Below are 16264 nucleotides of genomic sequence, written 5' to 3' on the forward strand. Positions count from 1 at the left end.
ATTGCCGGCGAATGGGACTCCGCACCGCCGTTCAAACCTACTTGTTGGTGGCCAGCGCGCCCGCGCTCTTCGAGCCGCCGAATAGTGCCGTCAGGTACGCCGAGTTGTTGTTCATGGTCGCCATCAACGTGTTCAGTGCGGTGAACTGGCTCTGATACTGCTTCGTCAATTGCGCGGCGTAGTCGCTCAGCCTCGTCTGCTGCGCGGTGACGCTCTTCAGGTCGGCGTTCAGCGCGGTGTTGCGCGTGTCGATGATGCCGCCCGTCCGCGTGAATTCGGCAATGCTCTTGTTCAGTCTGGCGCCAATGCCATTGGTCGAATTGAACAACGCTGCAAGCTGGGCCGAACTCGTGTTGAGCGCGCCAGTCAGCTTTGCGCTGTCGACAACCAACGTGCCGTCCGCCGGATCGCCCTTCAACGTGATTCCGATCTGCCCCAAGGTCACCGTCGAGCTGCCCGTGCCAACGCCGCCGCTGACGATCGACGCCAGCGCGTTCTTGACCGTCAGCAGCGTCGAGTCGCCAAGCAGCGCGCCGCCCGTCTTCGACGATTTGTCGTACGAAGACAGCTTGTTGATCGTGGTGACGACGGTGTTGTACAGATTGGCGAAATTCGTGATGGCCGTGTTCTGCGCGGTGGTGTCCGGCGCGATGGTCAGCGTTTGCGGATTGTTGACCGAAGCGCTCGACAGATTCAGCGTGACGCCGGAAATCGCATCGGTGACGGCATTGTTGGCGCTGCGCGCCGCGATGCCGCCGATGGTGAGCAACGCGTCTTGCGCCGCCTCGCTCTGCCGCCAGGCATTGCCGGCATTCGACGAGACGATCGTGGACGCCGCGCCGTTCGCGCCGGGCGTCGAGGTCACGCCGAGGCTCGCCAGGCCCGCGTCGTTCTGCACGTTACTGGTGGCCACGTTGATCGTGTTGGCCGAACCGGTGGCAGCCGAGCGCAACACGAGGTGAGCGCCGCCCGTGCCGGTCACGATCGTCGCCGTGACGCCGGGGTTGTTGGCCGCTTTGTTGATCGCGCCGGCGATCCCGCTCAATGTGTTGTTGGTGTTGTCGATCGAGACATCCATCGACTTGCCGCCGACCGAGATGGTCAGCGTGCCGGTGCCCAGTTGCGTGGTCGCGCCGAACGCTGCCGAAGACAGGCTTTGCGACGAGGCGATCTGGGTGACGTCGATCGTATAGCTGCCGGCCACCGCGCCCGGACCCGCTTTCGGGTCGAGGCCCTTGCCGCTCGCCGTGGCCGCGAAGGTGGACAAGGTGGTTCCGTCCGACAGATTCTTCAGCGCCGCCTGCAGGGCCGATAACGCCGAAGTCAGCGCGCCGTAGGCGGACAAGGTGGTGTTGTCGCTGGTCTGCCGCGCCTGCAGCGCCGCCGCCTGGCCCGCCGTTTTTGCATTCACGAGCGCCGAGACCAGCGTCGCCACGTCCATCGACGAATTGCCGGTCGAACCGCTGATAATGGATTGCGCGGCTTGCTGGACCTGGCTTTGCGCGTTGGCGGTCGCGCTGTTCACCGACGTTGTGATCGTAGACATGCAAAAGCTCCCCGTGCGCGAATTATTGTTTGTTCATTGAGCGACGCCCCGAGCCTGCTTCTGCCGCACCATTCATCCGGTCACGACGGCGCCTCTTACAAAGTTTTCAAATGTTACACCATCTTTCTTCATAGTTTTATGACGGTTTGTCGTAACGGCTGCCGGCTGGTGAGAGAGTCGCGGCTGTCGATTTGCGGTGACGCCGTTCGTCGTGAGGTAAACGGCCGGTCTGGCCGAAGTCGCGCCGCAGCGCGCCCCGCACCAGCAACCGATCAAGGTGACCACGATGCCCCTGACGCTCTACGCCCACCCCTTCTCGTCTTACTGCCAGAAGGTCCTGACCGCGCTCTACGAAAACGGCACGCCGTTCGAACTTCGCCTGCTGGCGCACGACGACCCGCAAGTCATGGCCGAATTCGCGGCGCTCTGGCCGATCAAGCGGTTTCCGCTGCTGGCCGACGGCGGCCGGACCGTGATGGAGTCGAGCATCATCATCGAATATCTGGGCCTCTATCATCCCGGGCCGGTGCCGCTCCTGCCGGCCGACGCCCGCGCCGCGCTCGAAGTGCGCAGCATGGACCGTTTCTTCGATAACTACATTTCGACGCCGCAGCAGAAGATCGTCTACGACAGCATGCGGCCGGAGGCGGAGCGAGACCCGCGGGCCGTCGCCGACGCGCGCGCCATGCTCGACACCGCTTACGGCTGGCTGGACGAGCTGATGGCCGAGCGCGAATGGGCCGCCGGGGACGCTTTCAGCCTCGCCGATTGCGGCGCCGCGCCGTTCCTCTTCTATGCCGACTGGACCCACGCCATCGGCCCGGCGTTTCCGCACGTGCTCGCTTACCGCAAGCGGCTGCTGGCGCGGCCGTCGTTTGCACGCGCGGTGGACGAAGCGCGCCCCTACCGCGCATTTTTCCCGCTCGGCGCGCCGGACCGGGATTGAGTACGGCGGCGCTGCCGGGAGAACGGGAACAGGTGCGCTCACAAGGCCGCCCCTCTTGACCCTTTGCGACAACAATATTTCCAGCCTATACACTTCAGTTCGAAACCTACTTCCGGCAATCACTCATAAGGCAAAACATGGACCGTTTCGAAGCGATGGAGATATTTACGCGTGTGGTCGAGGCGAACAGCTTCACCAAAGTATCCGAGTCGCTCGACCTGCCGCGCGCCAAAGTCAGCCGCACCATCCAGGCGCTGGAGGAGCATGTCGGCGTGCGTCTGTTGAACCGTTCGACACGCCAGGTCAGCGTCACCGAAGACGGCGCGCTGTTCTACGAACGATGCGTGCGCATCCTCGCCGAAGTCGCCGACGCCGAATCGTCGCTGTCGAACACACGCGAAAATCCGGCCGGCACGATCCGCGTGGATACGTCCGGCACGCTCGCCCGCGCGCTGCTGCTGCCCGCGCTCGACGACTTCTACCGGCAATACCCCGAGATCGACGTGCGGCTCGGCCTCGCCGATCGCAACATCGATCTGATTCAGGATGGCGTGGACTGCGTGATCCGCATGGGCACGCCGGAAGAGTCGAGTCTCGTCGCACGTCGGATCGGCCAGGCGCGCATCGTCACCTGCGCGTCGCCGGCGTATCTGGAGAAATACGGCGAGCCGACCACGCTCGAAGAATTGAGCGAGCACCGCGCGGTCAACTACGTGTCTGCGCGCACCGGCAGAACGTTCCCGTTCGAATACCAGGTGGACGGCGAGATCGCCAAGGTGTCACTCAAGAGCGTACTCGCGGTGAACGACGGCTCGGTCTATATCGGCGCGGCCGCGCTCGGGCACGGCATCATTCAGCCGTCGCGCTTCATGGTCGCCGACCTGATCGCGCAAGGCGCGCTGAAGGAAATCCTCACCGGCTACACGAGCCCCGGCACGCCGCTCTCGGTGCTCTACGCGCATCGCCGCAATCTGAGTTCGCGGCTGCGTGCTTTCATCGAGTGGGTGACCGAACTGGCGCGCAACAATCCGGATCTGCGTATCGCGGACCAGTAAGCCGAGGCCGTAAAACGAAAAGCCCCGTGCGCTTTGCAACGCAAGGGGCTTTCTTAAACCCGATTCAAACTTCGCGATCAGGCAATCCGCTCTTCGTTCGACGGATCGAACAGCACCGCCTTCGAGGTATCGAACAACAGCGTCGTGTTCGTCAGCGGCTGCGGGTTCGAAGCCGGGTGCACGCGGCTCACGATGCGCTTGCCGTTGACCTGCGCGAACACCAGCGTGTCCGGACCGGTCGGCTCGATCACGTCGACCTTCACTTCGATCGGCTGCAACTTCGCGTTGTCGCCATGCGCGCCACGCGCGTCGGTGATGCGCTCCGGACGCAGGCCGAGGATCACATCGCGGCCGACGTGCGACTTCACCTTCGCCGAGTCGAACGGCAGGTTCAGCGCCGTGCGCGCGACACCCGTATCCAGTTCGAGCGCCACGCCCGCGCCCTGCTCGACCAGCTTGCCCTGGATGAAGTTCATCGGCGGTGCGCCGATGAAGCCCGCCACGAACAGGTTCGACGGCGAGTCGTAGATTTCCTGCGGCGCGCCGAACTGCTGCACGATGCCGTCTTTCATCACCGCGATGCGGTCGCCGAGCGTCATGGCTTCGATCTGATCGTGCGTCACGTAGACGATCGTCGTGCCGAGGCGTTGATGCAGCAGCTTGATTTCCGAACGCATCTCGATACGCAGTTTCGCGTCGAGGTTCGACAGCGGTTCGTCGAACAGGAACATGACCGGGTCGCGCGCCAACGCACGCCCCATCGCCACGCGCTGGCGCTGGCCGCCGGACAGCTGACCCGGCTTGCGGTCGAGCAGGTGCGTGATCTGCAGCGTGTTCGACACGCGGTCGACGATCTGCGCCTGCTCCTGCTTCGGCACCTTGCGGATATTCAGGCCGAACGAGATGTTCTCGCGCACCGTCATGGACGGATACAGCGCGTACGACTGGAACACCATCGCGATATCGCGATCTTTCGGCGACAGGTTGTTCACCGTCTTGCCGTCGATCTGGATCTCGCCCTTGGTCACGGTTTCGAGGCCGGCAATCATGTTGAGCAGCGTCGACTTCCCGCAGCCCGAACCGCCGACGAGAATCAGGAACTGGCCGTCTTCGATGTCGATATTGACACCCTTCAGGACCGGCACCCCGTTCGGGTAAGTCTTGTACACGTCACGGATGGAAAGGCTTGCCATGCTGTGAATCCTCTTGTCTCTGGTACTGCTTGAAAACGTCTTCGGGTGACGGCGGCTTCGAATCGAACAGAAGCCGCCGCGCTCGGATGGTTGAGCCTGGCGTCTAGCCCTTCACTGCGCCTGCCGTCAGGCCGCGCACGAAATAGCGTCCGGCGATGATGTACACCAGCAGCGTGGGCAGTGCGGCGATGATCGCGCCGGCCATGTCCACGTTGTATTCCTTCACGCCGGTCGAGGTATTCACGAGGTTGTTCAGCGCCACCGTGATCGGCATGGAATCGACACCGGAGAACACGATACCGAACAGGAAGTCATTCCAGATCTGCGTGAATTGCCAGATCAGGCACACCATGAAAATCGGCAGCGAGACCGGCAGCAGAATCTTCGTGAAGATCGTGAAAAAACCCGCGCCGTCGATGCGCGCCGCCTTCACGAGCTCAGCCGGAATGCTGACGTAGAAGTTGCGGAAGAACATCGTGGTGAAGGCGATACCGTAGATCACGTGCACCACCACCAGGCCGGTGGTCGTGTTCGACAGGCCGAGAAAGCCTTCGAAACGCGCCATCGGCAACAGGATCGCCTGGAACGGAATGAAGCAGCCGACCAGCAGCATCGTGAAGATCGGATCGGCGCCACGGAAACGCCAGTGCGTGAGCACATAACCGTTGAACGCGCCGACGATCGACGAGATCAGCACGGCGGGAATCACCATCCGCACCGAGTTCATGAAGAACGGCTGCATGCCGTCGCAACGCACGCCCGTGCAGGCGCCGCTCCATGCCTTGATCCACGGCTCGACGGTCCAGTGCGTGGGCGGCGTGAGCAGGTTGCCGGTGCGCAGCTGATCGATGTCCTTGAACGACGTGGACAGCATCACGTACAGCGGGAACAGGAAGTACAGGGCAAACAGTATCAAGGCCGCGTAAATGACGGCACGGCTGATCGTCATCTTAGGCTGCATTGCGGGTGCTCCTCGATTCCAGATACATGAGCGGCACGAGCACGGCTACGACGGTGGCGAGCATCATCATCGACGATGCCGCGCCGACGCCCAGCTGCCCGCGATTGAACGAAAACGTGTACATGAAAATGGCCGGCAGCGACGAAGACGTGCCAGGACCGCCCGCGGTCAACGCGACCACCAGGTCGAAGGTCTTGATCGTGATGTGGCAGAGAATCAGCAGCACGGAGAAGAACACCGGGCGCATGCTCGGAATCACGATCTTGCGGTAGATGGTGGGCAGATTCGCGCCGTCCATCTGCGCGGCCTTGAAGATTTCACCGTCGACACCGCGCAGGCCCGCGAGGAACAGCGCCATCACGAAGCCGGTGGATTGCCACACGGCCGCGATCACGACGCAGAAAATCGCCTTGTCCGGGTCGCCCAGCCAGCTGAACGAGAAGCTCGTCCAGCCCCAGTCGTGAAACACCTTCTCGAGGCCGATGCTCGGCGTCATGATCCATTGCCACGCCGTACCCGTCACGATGAACGACAGCGCCATCGGATAGAGGAACACGGCGCGCAGCGCGCCTTCATTGCGGATCTGCTGATCGAGCAGGATCGCGAGAAAGAGACCCAGACCGATACAGATACCGATGAACGGGATGCCGAACCAGCCGAGGTTCGCAGCCGACGTCCAGAACACGTCGTTATCGAACAGTTCGCGATAACGATCGAGACCGACAAATTCATAACGAGGCATCAGTCGCGAATTGGACAGCGACAGATAGCCGGTAATGGCGATGAAGCCATACACGAAGATCAGGCTGATCACGACGCTGGGTGCGAGCACCAGCTTCGGAATCCAGCGATCGGCAAGGGCCGCCATGGGCGACGCGCGGCGGGTGGCGTTGGCCGTTTTCCCGTTTCCGCTGATAGAAGCAGTCACTACTCGACTCCTGCTGAAACTGTGCCGCCGGGACATTCGCGCCTGCAAGGCGCGAAGCCGCAACGGCATAGGTGTGACTCCATGAAACCAGGGTGAAGCCGCCTGCCGATGCAAGGCATGCAACCCCTGCAACGGCGACGTGAAGGGCACGCCCGGCGCCCGTTGCTGAACCGCCGGGCGCGCCGCTTCGCGTGACGCGACTTACTTGGTCTTCGCTGCCTTCGCGAGCGCGGCGACCGCGCTCTTCGAATCCTGCTGCGAGTTCATGAACTTCGTGACCACGTCGGAGATCGCGCCGGCTGCTGCATCCGGTTGCGCCATGCCGTGTGCCAGCGAAGGCACGTAGCCGCCCGCCTTGATCGCCACCTGTTCATCCGCGTACGACTTCTTCGCGCAGTCGTCGAACTTGGCCATCGACACGCCCAGGCGAACCGGGATGGAACCCTTGTTCAGGCTGAACTGTTCCTGGAAGTCCGGCGACATGATCGTCTTGGCCAGCGCGAGCTGACCCGGCGTGGCCGCCTTCGCGCCCTTCTGCTGGAAGAACACGAACGAGTCGACGTTGAACGTGTACGACTTTTCCGTGCCCGGCACCGCGGCGCAGATGTAGTCCGAGCCCGACTTCTTGCCGGCGTTGGCGAATTCGCCCTTCGCCCAGTCGCCCATGAACTGCATGCCGGCCTTGCCGTTGATGACCATGGCCGTTGCCAGGTTCCAGTCACGGCCCGTGCGGCCCGCGTCGAAGTAACCCTGAATCTTGCGGACCGTGTCGAACACGCCGACCATCTTGTCCGAAGTCAGCGTCTTTTCGTCGAGGTCGACCAGCGCCTTCTTGTAGAAGTCCGCGCCTTGCGACAGCACGACGTCTTCCCACAGCGTCAGGTCTTGCCACGGCTGGCCGCCCATCGCGATCGGCTGGATGCCCGCGGCCTTCATCTTGTCGGCCACCGCGAAGAACTCAGGCCACGTGGTCGGCGCCTTGCCGCCTGCCTTGTCCAGCGCTGCCTTGTTGATGTACAGCCAGTTCACGCGGTGCACCGAGAACGGCGCGGCGACATAGTGGCCGTCCGCGTGCATGATCTTGTCGATTTCCGGCGGCAGGTTCTTCTTCCAGTCGCCCGCGACGGAGTCGATCGGCACCAGCACGCCTTGCTGCGCCCAGTCCTGGATCAGCGGACCCTTGATCTGCGCGGCGCTCGGCGCATTGCCCGAGATCACCTGCGTCTTGAGTGCCGTCATGGCAGCCGCGCCGGCGCCACCCGCAACCGCAAAGTCCTTCCACGTGTAACCCTGCTTCGTCATGTCGTCCTTGAGGACGCCGACGGCTTTCGATTCACCGCCCGAAGTCCACCAGTGCAACACTTCGACCGACTCGGCAGCCTGCACGGCCGAGACGCCACACATCAGACCTGCGGCGCACAAAGCGCCCATGATCGCGCGAAATTTCATTGCTTATCTCCTCCAGACACCTGAACAAAAAACAAATGGCCCCTGATGTCGCCAGGGTGCTGTGGTTGGTTCAAACAGGCAAAACACTGGGCGATCGAGCACGGTCGGGCGCATGCGCGAGGCATGTGCCGGCGGACCGATGTCCGGCCGCTGGAAGCTCAAGAGATGAGTGGTTCGGGATGCAACTGACTGTCTCCTCTTTTGATTTTTGCCTGCCCGCGTCGCGCGCGGCAGACTCGAGGTGCCTTGCACGTCAACCTGGCCGACCATTACGGAAAGCCGCTCAACTGCCCGGCTTTCCACAAGGGCCGCAGGGCGTGCTGGCGCGTACCGACACGCAATGTCCGTTAACATGCAGGGGACGCCTGCCGATTCGGGAAAACGCGCATCTGGACTTGCAGTGCACGCTTTTTTCATCGAATTAGCGTTACCTCTTGATTTGGATTGTAGTTAAACTACAATTCAGTGTCAAAAAAAATTTTATCGGACTACGGTCGCTCAACTGTTCAACTTCGGCGGCCCCAGGACATCGACGGAGACTCATGCAAACCGATTCAAGTTTCACCTTCGTTCTCTTCGGCGGAACCGGCGATCTGTCGATGCGCAAGATCCTGCCGGCACTGTTTGAAGCACACCGTGCAGGCGGCATGCTGGCCGACAGTGGCAAGATCGTGGCGGTGGCCCGGCACGCGGCGGATCGCGGCGAATACCTGCAGTGGGTCAACGAGCACGTCAAGCCGCACGTGTCGAAGAAAGGTTTGGACGAAACGGCATGGGCGAGCTTCCTGGAGCGCATCGAGTTCGTGAATATCGACCTCGGCAAAGCGGAAGACTTCGTGCACTTGCGCGACGCCGTCAAGGACCTGCCCGGCATTCGCGTGTTCTATCTGGCTACGGGCCCGTCGCTGTTCGTGCCGATCTGCCACGCGCTCGCGTCGGTGGGATTGAACGAAAACGCCCGCATCGTGCTGGAAAAGCCGCTCGGCTACGACCTCAAATCGTCCAATGCAATTAATGATGCAGTCGGCGAAATCTTCGCCGAAGAACAGATCTATCGCATCGACCACTACCTCGGTAAAGAGCCGGTGCAGAACCTGCTGGCGCTGCGCTTCGGCAATGCGCTGTTCGAGCCGCTGTGGCGCCGCGAGTGGGTCGAGAGCATCCAGATCACGATCGCCGAAGAGCTCGGCGTGGAAGCGCGCGGCGACTTCTACGACAACACCGGCGCGTTGCGCGACATGGTGCAGAACCATTTGCTGCAACTGCTCTCCATCGTCGCGATGGAGCCGCCCCACTCCATGGATTCGGATTCGGTGCGTGATGAAAAGCTGCGCGTGCTGCGCGCTTTGAAGCCCATCGATCCGCGCGATATCGGCAAGGTGGCCGTGCGCGGCCAGTATCATTCGGGCGTGATCCGCGGCACCTCGGTGCCGGCGTATGCAACGGAGTCCGGCGTCCGGCCGGACAGCACGACCGAAACTTTCGTCGCGCTGAAGGTCGAGATCGAAAACTGGCGCTGGGCCGGCGTGCCGTTTTTCCTGCGCACCGGTAAGCGCCTCGCCGATCGCGTCGCCGAGATCGTGGTGAATTTTCGTGCAGTGCCGCATTCGGCGCTCGGCGCCTCCGCATTGCGCGCCGGTGCGAACCGCCTCGTGATCCGCCTGCAGCCGAACGAAACCATTCGCCTCTACTGTCTCGCGAAGCAGCCCGGCGAAGGCATGAACCTCGCCAGCGTCCACCTCGACCTCGCGTTCGACCAGTTCTTCCGCGAAGGACAGATGGAGGCCTATCAGCGTCTGCTGCTCGACGTCATCAACGGCCGCCTCGCGTTGTTTGTGCGACGCGACGAGCAGGAAGCCGCATGGCGCTGGGTCGAACCGATCCTGAACGAATGGAAGGCGTCGAATAAGCCGCCCAAGCCGTACGCAGCGGGCACGTGGGGACCGGCCGCATCGAGCGCGATGCTGGCGCAGCATGGCACCTGCTGGCTCGAAGAAGAGAATTGAATCACGGCGGCGCGTCGTATTCCACGGAACATGACGCGCCGCCCATAAGACCCACCGACGAACTGAACGGAATGGCGCCGGTATCACGAGGGCGCCTGCAGGTCATCCGCCTCGCAGGCATCGCGTGAAAGCAGTACGGCACATTCCGCAGATCCAACAAGAAAGCAGCACGGAGGAGAAGTGATCGAGCTTCACGCTTTCGACGATCAACGCGCCCAATCCGACGCGTTGGCGAAAGCGGTTGGCGACGCGTTACATGCGTCGCTCGCCGCACAGGCCGCGGGGTCCACCACCGGCGCGCGCCCCGCAATGCTTGCAGTGTCCGGCGGCAGCAGTCCGCGCCCGTTCCTGCAGACGTTGTCCACGCAAACCTTCGACTGGGCGCGCATTGCCGTGACACTGGTCGACGACCGCTGGGTGCCGGAGACGGACAGCGCGAGCAACTCGCAACTGGTGCACGCCACGCTGTTGCAGAACGCCGCGAAGCACGCCACCTTCTGGCCGCTCGCGGACACCACGCAAGATCTGAACGCGCATGTCGCCGCGCTGAATGCCGACCCGCGCTTTAGCCACGCGCCGGACGTCGCGATACTCGGCATGGGCGAAGACGGCCACACCGCGTCGATCTTTGCCGATGCACCCGAATGGGACCATGCGATCACCACGACCGAACGCTTCGTCGCCGTGCACCCTGGCAGCGCGCCGCATGCGCGCGTCAGCTGGTCGCTATCCGCGTTGAAGGAAGTAAAGCATCTGTTCCTGCTGATCGCCGGACCGCGCAAAATGGACGTGCTGAATGCCGCCACCGCTGCGCTACAAAAAAATGCCATCTCACAGTTGGCAAACGACAAGGGAGTGAGACTCGATGTCTACTGGTGTGCAAACTAAGGCTGTTCCCGGCGCGGGCCAGCACGCCGACGGACCGAGGCTGCTGGCCGACATCGGCGGCACCAATGCGCGCTTCGCGCTGGAGACGAGCCCGGGCGAAATCGGCTCGGTGAAGGTCTATCCGTGCGCGGACTATCCGGGTGTTGCCGAAGTCATCAAGAAGTATCTGAAGGACACCAAGATCGGCCGCGTGAATCATGCGGCGATCGCAATTGCGAACCCGGTCGACGGCGATCAGGTGAGCATGACGAATCACGACTGGAGCTTCTCGATCGAGGCCACGCGCCGCGCGCTCGGCTTCGACACGCTGCTGGTGGTGAACGACTTCACCGCGCTGGCCATGGCGCTGCCCGGCCTCACCGACGCGCAACGCGTGCAGGTAGGCGGCGGCGCGCGCCGTCCGAACAGCGTGATCGGCCTGCTCGGCCCAGGCACCGGCATGGGCGTGTCCGGCCTGATTCCCGCCGACGACCGCTGGATCGCGCTCGGCAGTGAAGGCGGCCACGCCACCTTCGCACCGGCCGACGAACGCGAAGACATCGTGCTGCAATACGCGCGCAAGAAGTGGTCGCATGTGTCGTTCGAACGCGTGGCCGCGGGTCCCGGCATCGAAGTGATTTACCGTGCGCTCGCGGGCCGCGACAAGAAACGCGTGGCGGCCAACGTCGACACGATCGAGATCGTCAAGCGCGCGCTGGAAGGCGAGCCGCTCGCCGCCGAATCCGTCGACGTGTTCTGCGGCATTCTCGGCACCTTCGCGGGCAATATCGCGGTGACGCTCGGCGCACTGGGCGGCATCTATATCGGCGGCGGCGTGGTGCCGCGGCTCGGCGAGTTCTTCGCGCGCTCGTCGTTTCGCAAGCGCTTCGAAGCCAAGGGCCGCTTCGAGGCCTACCTGCAGAACGTGCCCACCTACGTGATCACCGCCGAATATCCCGCGTTCCTCGGCGTCTCGGCGATTCTCGCCGAGCAGTTGTCGAACCGCGCGGGCGGCAGTTCATCGGCGGTGTTCGAGCGGATTCGCCAGATGCGCGATGCGTTGACACCGGCCGAGCGCCGCGTGGCCGATCTCGCGCTGAATCATCCGCGTTCGATCATCAATGATCCGATCGTCGATATCGCGCGCAAGGCCGACGTGAGTCAGCCGACGGTGATCCGCTTCTGCCGTTCGCTCGGCTGCCAGGGCTTGTCCGATTTCAAGCTGAAGCTCGCGACGGGTTTGACCGGCACGATTCCGGTGAGCCACAGCCAGGTGCATCTGGGCGATACGGCGACGGACTTCGGCGCAAAGGTGCTGGACAACACCGTATCGGCGATCCTGCAGTTGCGCGAGCATCTGAACTTCGAGCATGTCGAGCGGGCCATCGACCTGTTGAATGGGGCGCGGCGTATCGAGTTCTATGGGCTCGGCAATTCGAACATCGTCGCCCAGGACGCGCATTACAAGTTTTTCCGCTTCGGCATTCCGACGATTGCCTACGGCGACCTGTACATGCAGGCGGCGTCGGCGGCGTTGCTCGGCAAGGGTGATGTGATCGTTGCGGTGTCCAAGTCGGGACGCGCGCCTGAACTGCTGCGCGTGCTGGATGTGGCCATGCAGGCGGGCGCCAAGGTGATCGCGATTACGTCGAGCAATACGCCTTTGGCCAAGCGGGCCACCGTCGCGCTCGAAACCGATCACATCGAGATTCGCGAGTCGCAGCTGTCGATGATTTCGCGGATCCTGCATCTGGTGATGATCGATATTCTCGCTGTCGGCGTGGCGATTCGCCGTGCCGTGCCTAGCGCGGATGTGGCGGAGACAGTCGCCAAGGCGCGCCAAGGCGCTGACGATGACGCGACTGCCGTGCTGGATTGGCTGAGCCACGGCGCGGCTTCTTCGCCGCGGGACTGATGTTGGGGAGCGGGCTGCGCCGCGGGCCGAGTGGTTCTGCCAGCGGCGCTGCCCCTTCCGTCAAATCACGTTAGGCTGTCGGCGTTGCCCTTATGCGTGGCGAACAGAGAAGCAATCGAACAGAGCGCAACGAGCGCTCGGCGAGCGAGACGCTCGTGCTCAGTTCACGAAGAGACGGCCGCACATTGCGGGCGACGCGGGGACAGGCGGAAACACAAACCACGAACCGTCATCGTGCCGGAAGAATACGATTGTCAGCGGCCCGCGCGACGTGCAACCTTCCAATCGTACATAGCGACCGTGCGTCGCGAGCACACGGCCAGTCTGCGTCACCCGCACCGGCATCGAACGCGTGGGCGCAAACCATTTGTTCACGAGAGATCGCAAGGAAACGCAGTCGGTGTTCATGGCGTGCTCCTGAGTTCGTGTTGGACTGCAATGGAACTTCATTCCACGGGTCCATGAATTCAGTATTGGATAGGCACTCGCGAACTTAAATCAGAACGGCCCGAGAATGACGTAGCCGAATATCGTGCGCTGTAGGGGTTTGCCTACGCCGGACTTGCCGCACGCGGGCAAGGACTGAGCACGCGCGGCTGTTCGCTGAATGAACGGATCAAGGATCCGAAGCCGGCCCGCACATGCCGCCGCTCGACCACCGTCCGCCACCGGCCGATTAGGCACTGGGTGTTCGCCCATTGCGACGCCTGGCAGCCAGTCAGCACAATCGGTAGATCAATGGCACTATTGTCGCCACCCTGCTAGTTTCCACTCAGCCGAATCATTGATCGGGAGAGATCGATGGCCGACAGACCGACTTCCAGTGCGTCCACAGTCCGTTCGCTTGTCCTCATTGCCGTCGTCGTGGTCGCGCTGGTCGCGGCCTTCGCCTATACGGGCGGCTGGCTTTCGCCGGGGCGACTGACGCCCGCAAAAATCGTCAACGGATTGGCGCCGCCGGGCGGCGCGGAGCTCGGCTTCCGGCGCAACCATGCCAAGGGCATCTGCTTTACCGGCAACTTCGAATCGAATGGCGCGGCCGCGACCCTGTCCAGGGCGCCGATGTTCGCGTCTGGCTCGTATCCTGTCACCGGACGTTTCAACCTCGCTACCGCCGACCCCAAAGCGCCGGACGCCACGGTTCGGGTGCGGGGCCTCAGTCTGCGGATCGTCGCTCCGGATGGAAGCGAATGGCGCTCGGCCATGATCGACGCGCCCGTGTTCCCGGTCGCCACCCCGCAGGCTTTCTACGCTCTGCTTCAGGCCTCGGCCGACAAGACCGACCCGGACGCAATGAAGAATTTCGCCGCCGCGCACCCGGAGTTCGGCGCATTTGTCGCGTGGGCCGGCAGCGCGCCCTGGACGGGCTCTTACGCGCAGGAGCGGTACAACAGCCTCAATAGCTTCATTTTCACCAATGCGGCGGGCGAGGACCAGGCCGTGCGCTGGTCCTTCGTGCCGGCGGCGCAGCCTGAGGTCGTCTCCGCCGACCAGTTGAAGGAACGTGCCGCCGACTTCCTCGCCGCGGATATTACGCAGCGCGTACAAAGCGCGCCGCAACGATGGGCGCTGGTCGTCACGGTCGCCAATTCCGGCGACCCGACCGCGGACCCCAGCAAAGCCTGGCCCGAAGATCGGCGCAAGGTCGAGGCGGGCACGCTGGTGGTCAACGCCATCGAACCCGAGGCTGACGGGCCGTGCCGCGACCTCAACTTCGATCCCACCGTGCTGCCGCCAGGCATGCACGTCTCGGACGATCCGTTTCCCGCCGCGCGCTCGGCCGCCTATTCCGTATCGTTCAACCGGCGCACCGCCGAGGAGAAGGACTATCCCCGGCATCCGGCAGGAGGAGCCACGCCATGACCCCGACCCACGATCGCTTCACGCCGCTGCAGCGCGCTCTTCACTGGCTCATGGCGGTTTGCATTCTGGCGATGCTGTTCATCGGCGTCGGCATGGTGTCCACGATTCGGCCGGTTTATCTTTCTCTGGTGTCGATCCACAAGCCGCTGGGTATCGTGATTCTCGTGCTGGCGCTGATCCGCCTGGTGGTGAGGTTCATGCGCGGCGCACCGCCGCTGCCGACGTCGATGCCGGAGCCGATGAAACTCGCCGCCCGCCTGTCGCATCTCGCGTTCTACCTGCTGATGATCGGGCTTCCGCTGCTCGGATGGGGCATGCTGTCGGCCGCGGATTATCCCGTCGTGGTGTTCGGAATGCATTTGCCCTCAATCCTGCCGCATAGCGACGCGTTGCACACGCTGCTGTGGAACGCGCACAGGACGCTCGCGCTATGCTTCTTTGCGCTGATCGTGCTTCATCTGGCGGCGGCGCTGTTGCACGCGCTGGTCCGGCGGGACGGTGTCTTCCAGGCCATGGCGCCGTGGCGTTAAGCGGTGCCGATGCGATTCAGCTTTGGTCGGCCAGCTGAATCGAGTACAAATCGACCAGCCAGTCGATAAAAATGTCGACCCGCCTCGGTCTGGTTCGATTGGGCACATATACGACCGACACAGGACGGGGATTCAACGGATAGTCTCTCAGCACCTTCGTCAACCGGCCGGCTCGCACATGGGCGTCGAGTACGAAGGTGCTTCCCTGTATGAGTCCGAGGCCTGCCAGTCCGCAAGCCACGTAGGTATCTGTATCGTTCACGAGGATCGCGCTCTTCAGCGCAACAGAGCGGATCTCGTTTCCCTCGAAAAACTCCCAGCTTCGAATGCGGCCCGACTTCATCGCGTAGCTCACGCCGATGTGATCCTTGAGGTCATCCAGCGTGAAGGGCTCGCCATAGACCCGGATATAGTCGGGCGACGCGTAAGTCAGCGTTCTGTAATGACCAAGCGATTTAGCGACCAGTCCGGGTTCGCTCACCGCGCCCACGCGCACCGCGCAGTCCAATCCCTCTTCGATTAGATCGGAATGCTGATCAGCAATACTGATATCCAGCCGGATGTCAGGATGACTGGCCAGAAAATCCGGTAGTGCCGGGATGACGGCCGACTTCGCGATGAGCGAGGGCATGCTCACGCGGACCACGCCGCTTTTGCTTCCCCTGGAGGCCTGGGCGTCGGCATCCATATCGTCCAGATCCCGAAGCAGCGCGACGCAACGCTCGTAATACCGAAGGCCCGCATCCGTCGGCTTGCTTCTCCGGGTGGTTCGGTTGAGAAGCTTCACGCCCAGATCCGACTCGAGAACCTGAACCATGCGGGTGACATAAGCTGCGGACGTATGCAGAACTTCGGCGGCTCTCGCGAAGCTGGTCGACTCGACCACCTTCACATACGCATTCATGGCGGCAATCTTGTCCATCGTGTGTTTTCGGGAGCATCGAAAGAAAGGTGACCATGCAACGGGTTGCGAAAATCCGCGAGGCGGTGAAGATTCGACGGCGG

At 62.9% G+C, this 16264-nt stretch carries 13 protein-coding genes; 7 read left to right on the forward strand and 6 right to left on the reverse strand.

Annotated features, from left to right (window positions below; translation table 11 throughout):
- Positions 1–37: 37 nt before the first annotated feature.
- Positions 38–1546 (reverse strand): flagellar filament capping protein FliD, encoded by a 1509-nt coding sequence (gene fliD, locus CJU94_RS01010; RefSeq protein ID WP_095417176.1) that lies wholly within the window; start codon positions 1544–1546, stop codon positions 38–40.
- A gap of 286 nt (positions 1547–1832) precedes the next feature.
- Here fliD and CJU94_RS01015 point away from each other — a divergent pair, with 286 nt between their 5' ends.
- Positions 1833–2492: a glutathione S-transferase family protein gene (locus CJU94_RS01015; RefSeq protein ID WP_095417177.1), complete on the forward strand. Its 660-nt coding sequence runs from the start codon at positions 1833–1835 to the stop codon at positions 2490–2492.
- A 137-nt stretch (positions 2493–2629) separates the two neighbouring features.
- Entirely contained in the window at positions 2630–3547 is a 918-nt protein-coding gene (locus tag CJU94_RS01020) for a LysR family transcriptional regulator (protein WP_095417178.1), read from the forward strand.
- A gap of 77 nt (positions 3548–3624) precedes the next feature.
- Here CJU94_RS01020 and CJU94_RS01025 read toward each other — a convergent pair whose 3' ends face one another.
- The 4 genes from CJU94_RS01025 to CJU94_RS01040 all read right to left on the reverse strand — a co-directional run bounded on the left by CJU94_RS01025 (position 3625) and on the right by CJU94_RS01040 (position 8078).
- A complete protein-coding gene (locus CJU94_RS01025; RefSeq protein ID WP_095417179.1) occupies positions 3625–4740 on the reverse strand; it encodes an ABC transporter ATP-binding protein in 1116 nt (371 codons plus the stop codon).
- A gap of 103 nt (positions 4741–4843) precedes the next feature.
- Positions 4844–5701: a carbohydrate ABC transporter permease gene (locus tag CJU94_RS01030; protein WP_073430791.1), complete on the reverse strand. Its 858-nt coding sequence runs from the start codon at positions 5699–5701 to the stop codon at positions 4844–4846.
- Positions 5691–6629 carry a carbohydrate ABC transporter permease gene (locus CJU94_RS01035; protein WP_095417180.1) on the reverse strand — a complete coding sequence of 313 codons (939 nt, stop codon included), beginning with the start codon at positions 6627–6629 and terminating at the stop codon, positions 5691–5693. The genes CJU94_RS01030 and CJU94_RS01035 overlap by 11 nt, the downstream gene beginning before the upstream one ends.
- A 201-nt stretch (positions 6630–6830) precedes the next feature.
- A complete protein-coding gene (locus CJU94_RS01040; RefSeq protein WP_095417181.1) occupies positions 6831–8078 on the reverse strand; it encodes an ABC transporter substrate-binding protein in 1248 nt (415 codons plus the stop codon).
- Between the two features lie 542 nt (positions 8079–8620).
- On the opposite strand from CJU94_RS01040, the gene zwf reads away from it, so the two are divergent.
- The 5 genes from zwf to CJU94_RS01070 all read left to right on the forward strand — a co-directional run bounded on the left by zwf (position 8621) and on the right by CJU94_RS01070 (position 15259).
- The gene (gene zwf / locus CJU94_RS01045) at positions 8621–10084 is read left to right on the forward strand and encodes a glucose-6-phosphate dehydrogenase (protein ID WP_095417182.1); all 1464 of its coding nucleotides are present in this window, start codon (positions 8621–8623) and stop codon (positions 10082–10084) included.
- Positions 10085–10264: 180 nt separating this feature from the next.
- Positions 10265–10972, forward strand: coding sequence for a 6-phosphogluconolactonase (gene pgl, locus CJU94_RS01050; protein ID WP_095417183.1), 708 nt, complete (start codon positions 10265–10267; stop codon positions 10970–10972).
- Positions 10950–12866, forward strand: coding sequence for a bifunctional transcriptional regulator/glucokinase (locus CJU94_RS01055; protein WP_095417184.1), 1917 nt, complete (start codon positions 10950–10952; stop codon positions 12864–12866). Before pgl ends, CJU94_RS01055 begins: the two co-directional genes overlap by 23 nt.
- 801 nt (positions 12867–13667) lie before the next feature.
- Complete coding sequence (locus CJU94_RS01065) at positions 13668–14729, forward strand: catalase family peroxidase (RefSeq protein ID WP_095417186.1); 1062 nt, start codon at positions 13668–13670, stop codon at positions 14727–14729.
- Complete coding sequence (locus CJU94_RS01070) at positions 14726–15259, forward strand: cytochrome b (protein ID WP_095417187.1); 534 nt, start codon at positions 14726–14728, stop codon at positions 15257–15259. Before CJU94_RS01065 ends, CJU94_RS01070 begins: the two co-directional genes overlap by 4 nt.
- Before the next feature lie 16 nt (positions 15260–15275).
- On the opposite strand, the gene CJU94_RS01075 is transcribed toward CJU94_RS01070, so the two are convergent.
- The gene (locus CJU94_RS01075; RefSeq protein ID WP_095417188.1) at positions 15276–16181 is read right to left on the reverse strand and encodes a LysR family transcriptional regulator; all 906 of its coding nucleotides are present in this window, start codon (positions 16179–16181) and stop codon (positions 15276–15278) included.
- Positions 16182–16264: the final 83 nt, after the last annotated feature.

This window comes from Paraburkholderia aromaticivorans (assembly GCF_002278075.1).
Taxonomy (GTDB): domain Bacteria; phylum Pseudomonadota; class Gammaproteobacteria; order Burkholderiales; family Burkholderiaceae; genus Paraburkholderia; species Paraburkholderia aromaticivorans.

Coding starts and splice junctions, on each gene's coding strand:
- CJU94_RS01025 (WP_095417179.1), bottom strand. CDS start 4,740: ATGGCAAGCCTTTCCATCCGTGACGTGTACAAGACTTACCCGAACGGG.
- CJU94_RS01030 (WP_073430791.1), bottom strand. CDS start 5,701: ATGCAGCCTAAGATGACGATCAGCCGTGCCGTCATTTACGCGGCCTTG.
- CJU94_RS01065 (WP_095417186.1), top strand. CDS start 13,668: ATGGCCGACAGACCGACTTCCAGTGCGTCCACAGTCCGTTCGCTTGTC.
- CJU94_RS01055 (WP_095417184.1), top strand. CDS start 10,950: ATGTCTACTGGTGTGCAAACTAAGGCTGTTCCCGGCGCGGGCCAGCAC.
- CJU94_RS01020 (WP_095417178.1), top strand. CDS start 2,630: ATGGACCGTTTCGAAGCGATGGAGATATTTACGCGTGTGGTCGAGGCG.
- zwf (WP_095417182.1), top strand. CDS start 8,621: ATGCAAACCGATTCAAGTTTCACCTTCGTTCTCTTCGGCGGAACCGGC.
- CJU94_RS01075 (WP_095417188.1), bottom strand. CDS start 16,181: ATGGACAAGATTGCCGCCATGAATGCGTATGTGAAGGTGGTCGAGTCG.
- fliD (WP_095417176.1), bottom strand. CDS start 1,546: ATGTCTACGATCACAACGTCGGTGAACAGCGCGACCGCCAACGCGCAA.
- CJU94_RS01040 (WP_095417181.1), bottom strand. CDS start 8,078: ATGAAATTTCGCGCGATCATGGGCGCTTTGTGCGCCGCAGGTCTGATG.
- CJU94_RS01015 (WP_095417177.1), top strand. CDS start 1,833: ATGCCCCTGACGCTCTACGCCCACCCCTTCTCGTCTTACTGCCAGAAG.
- CJU94_RS01070 (WP_095417187.1), top strand. CDS start 14,726: ATGACCCCGACCCACGATCGCTTCACGCCGCTGCAGCGCGCTCTTCAC.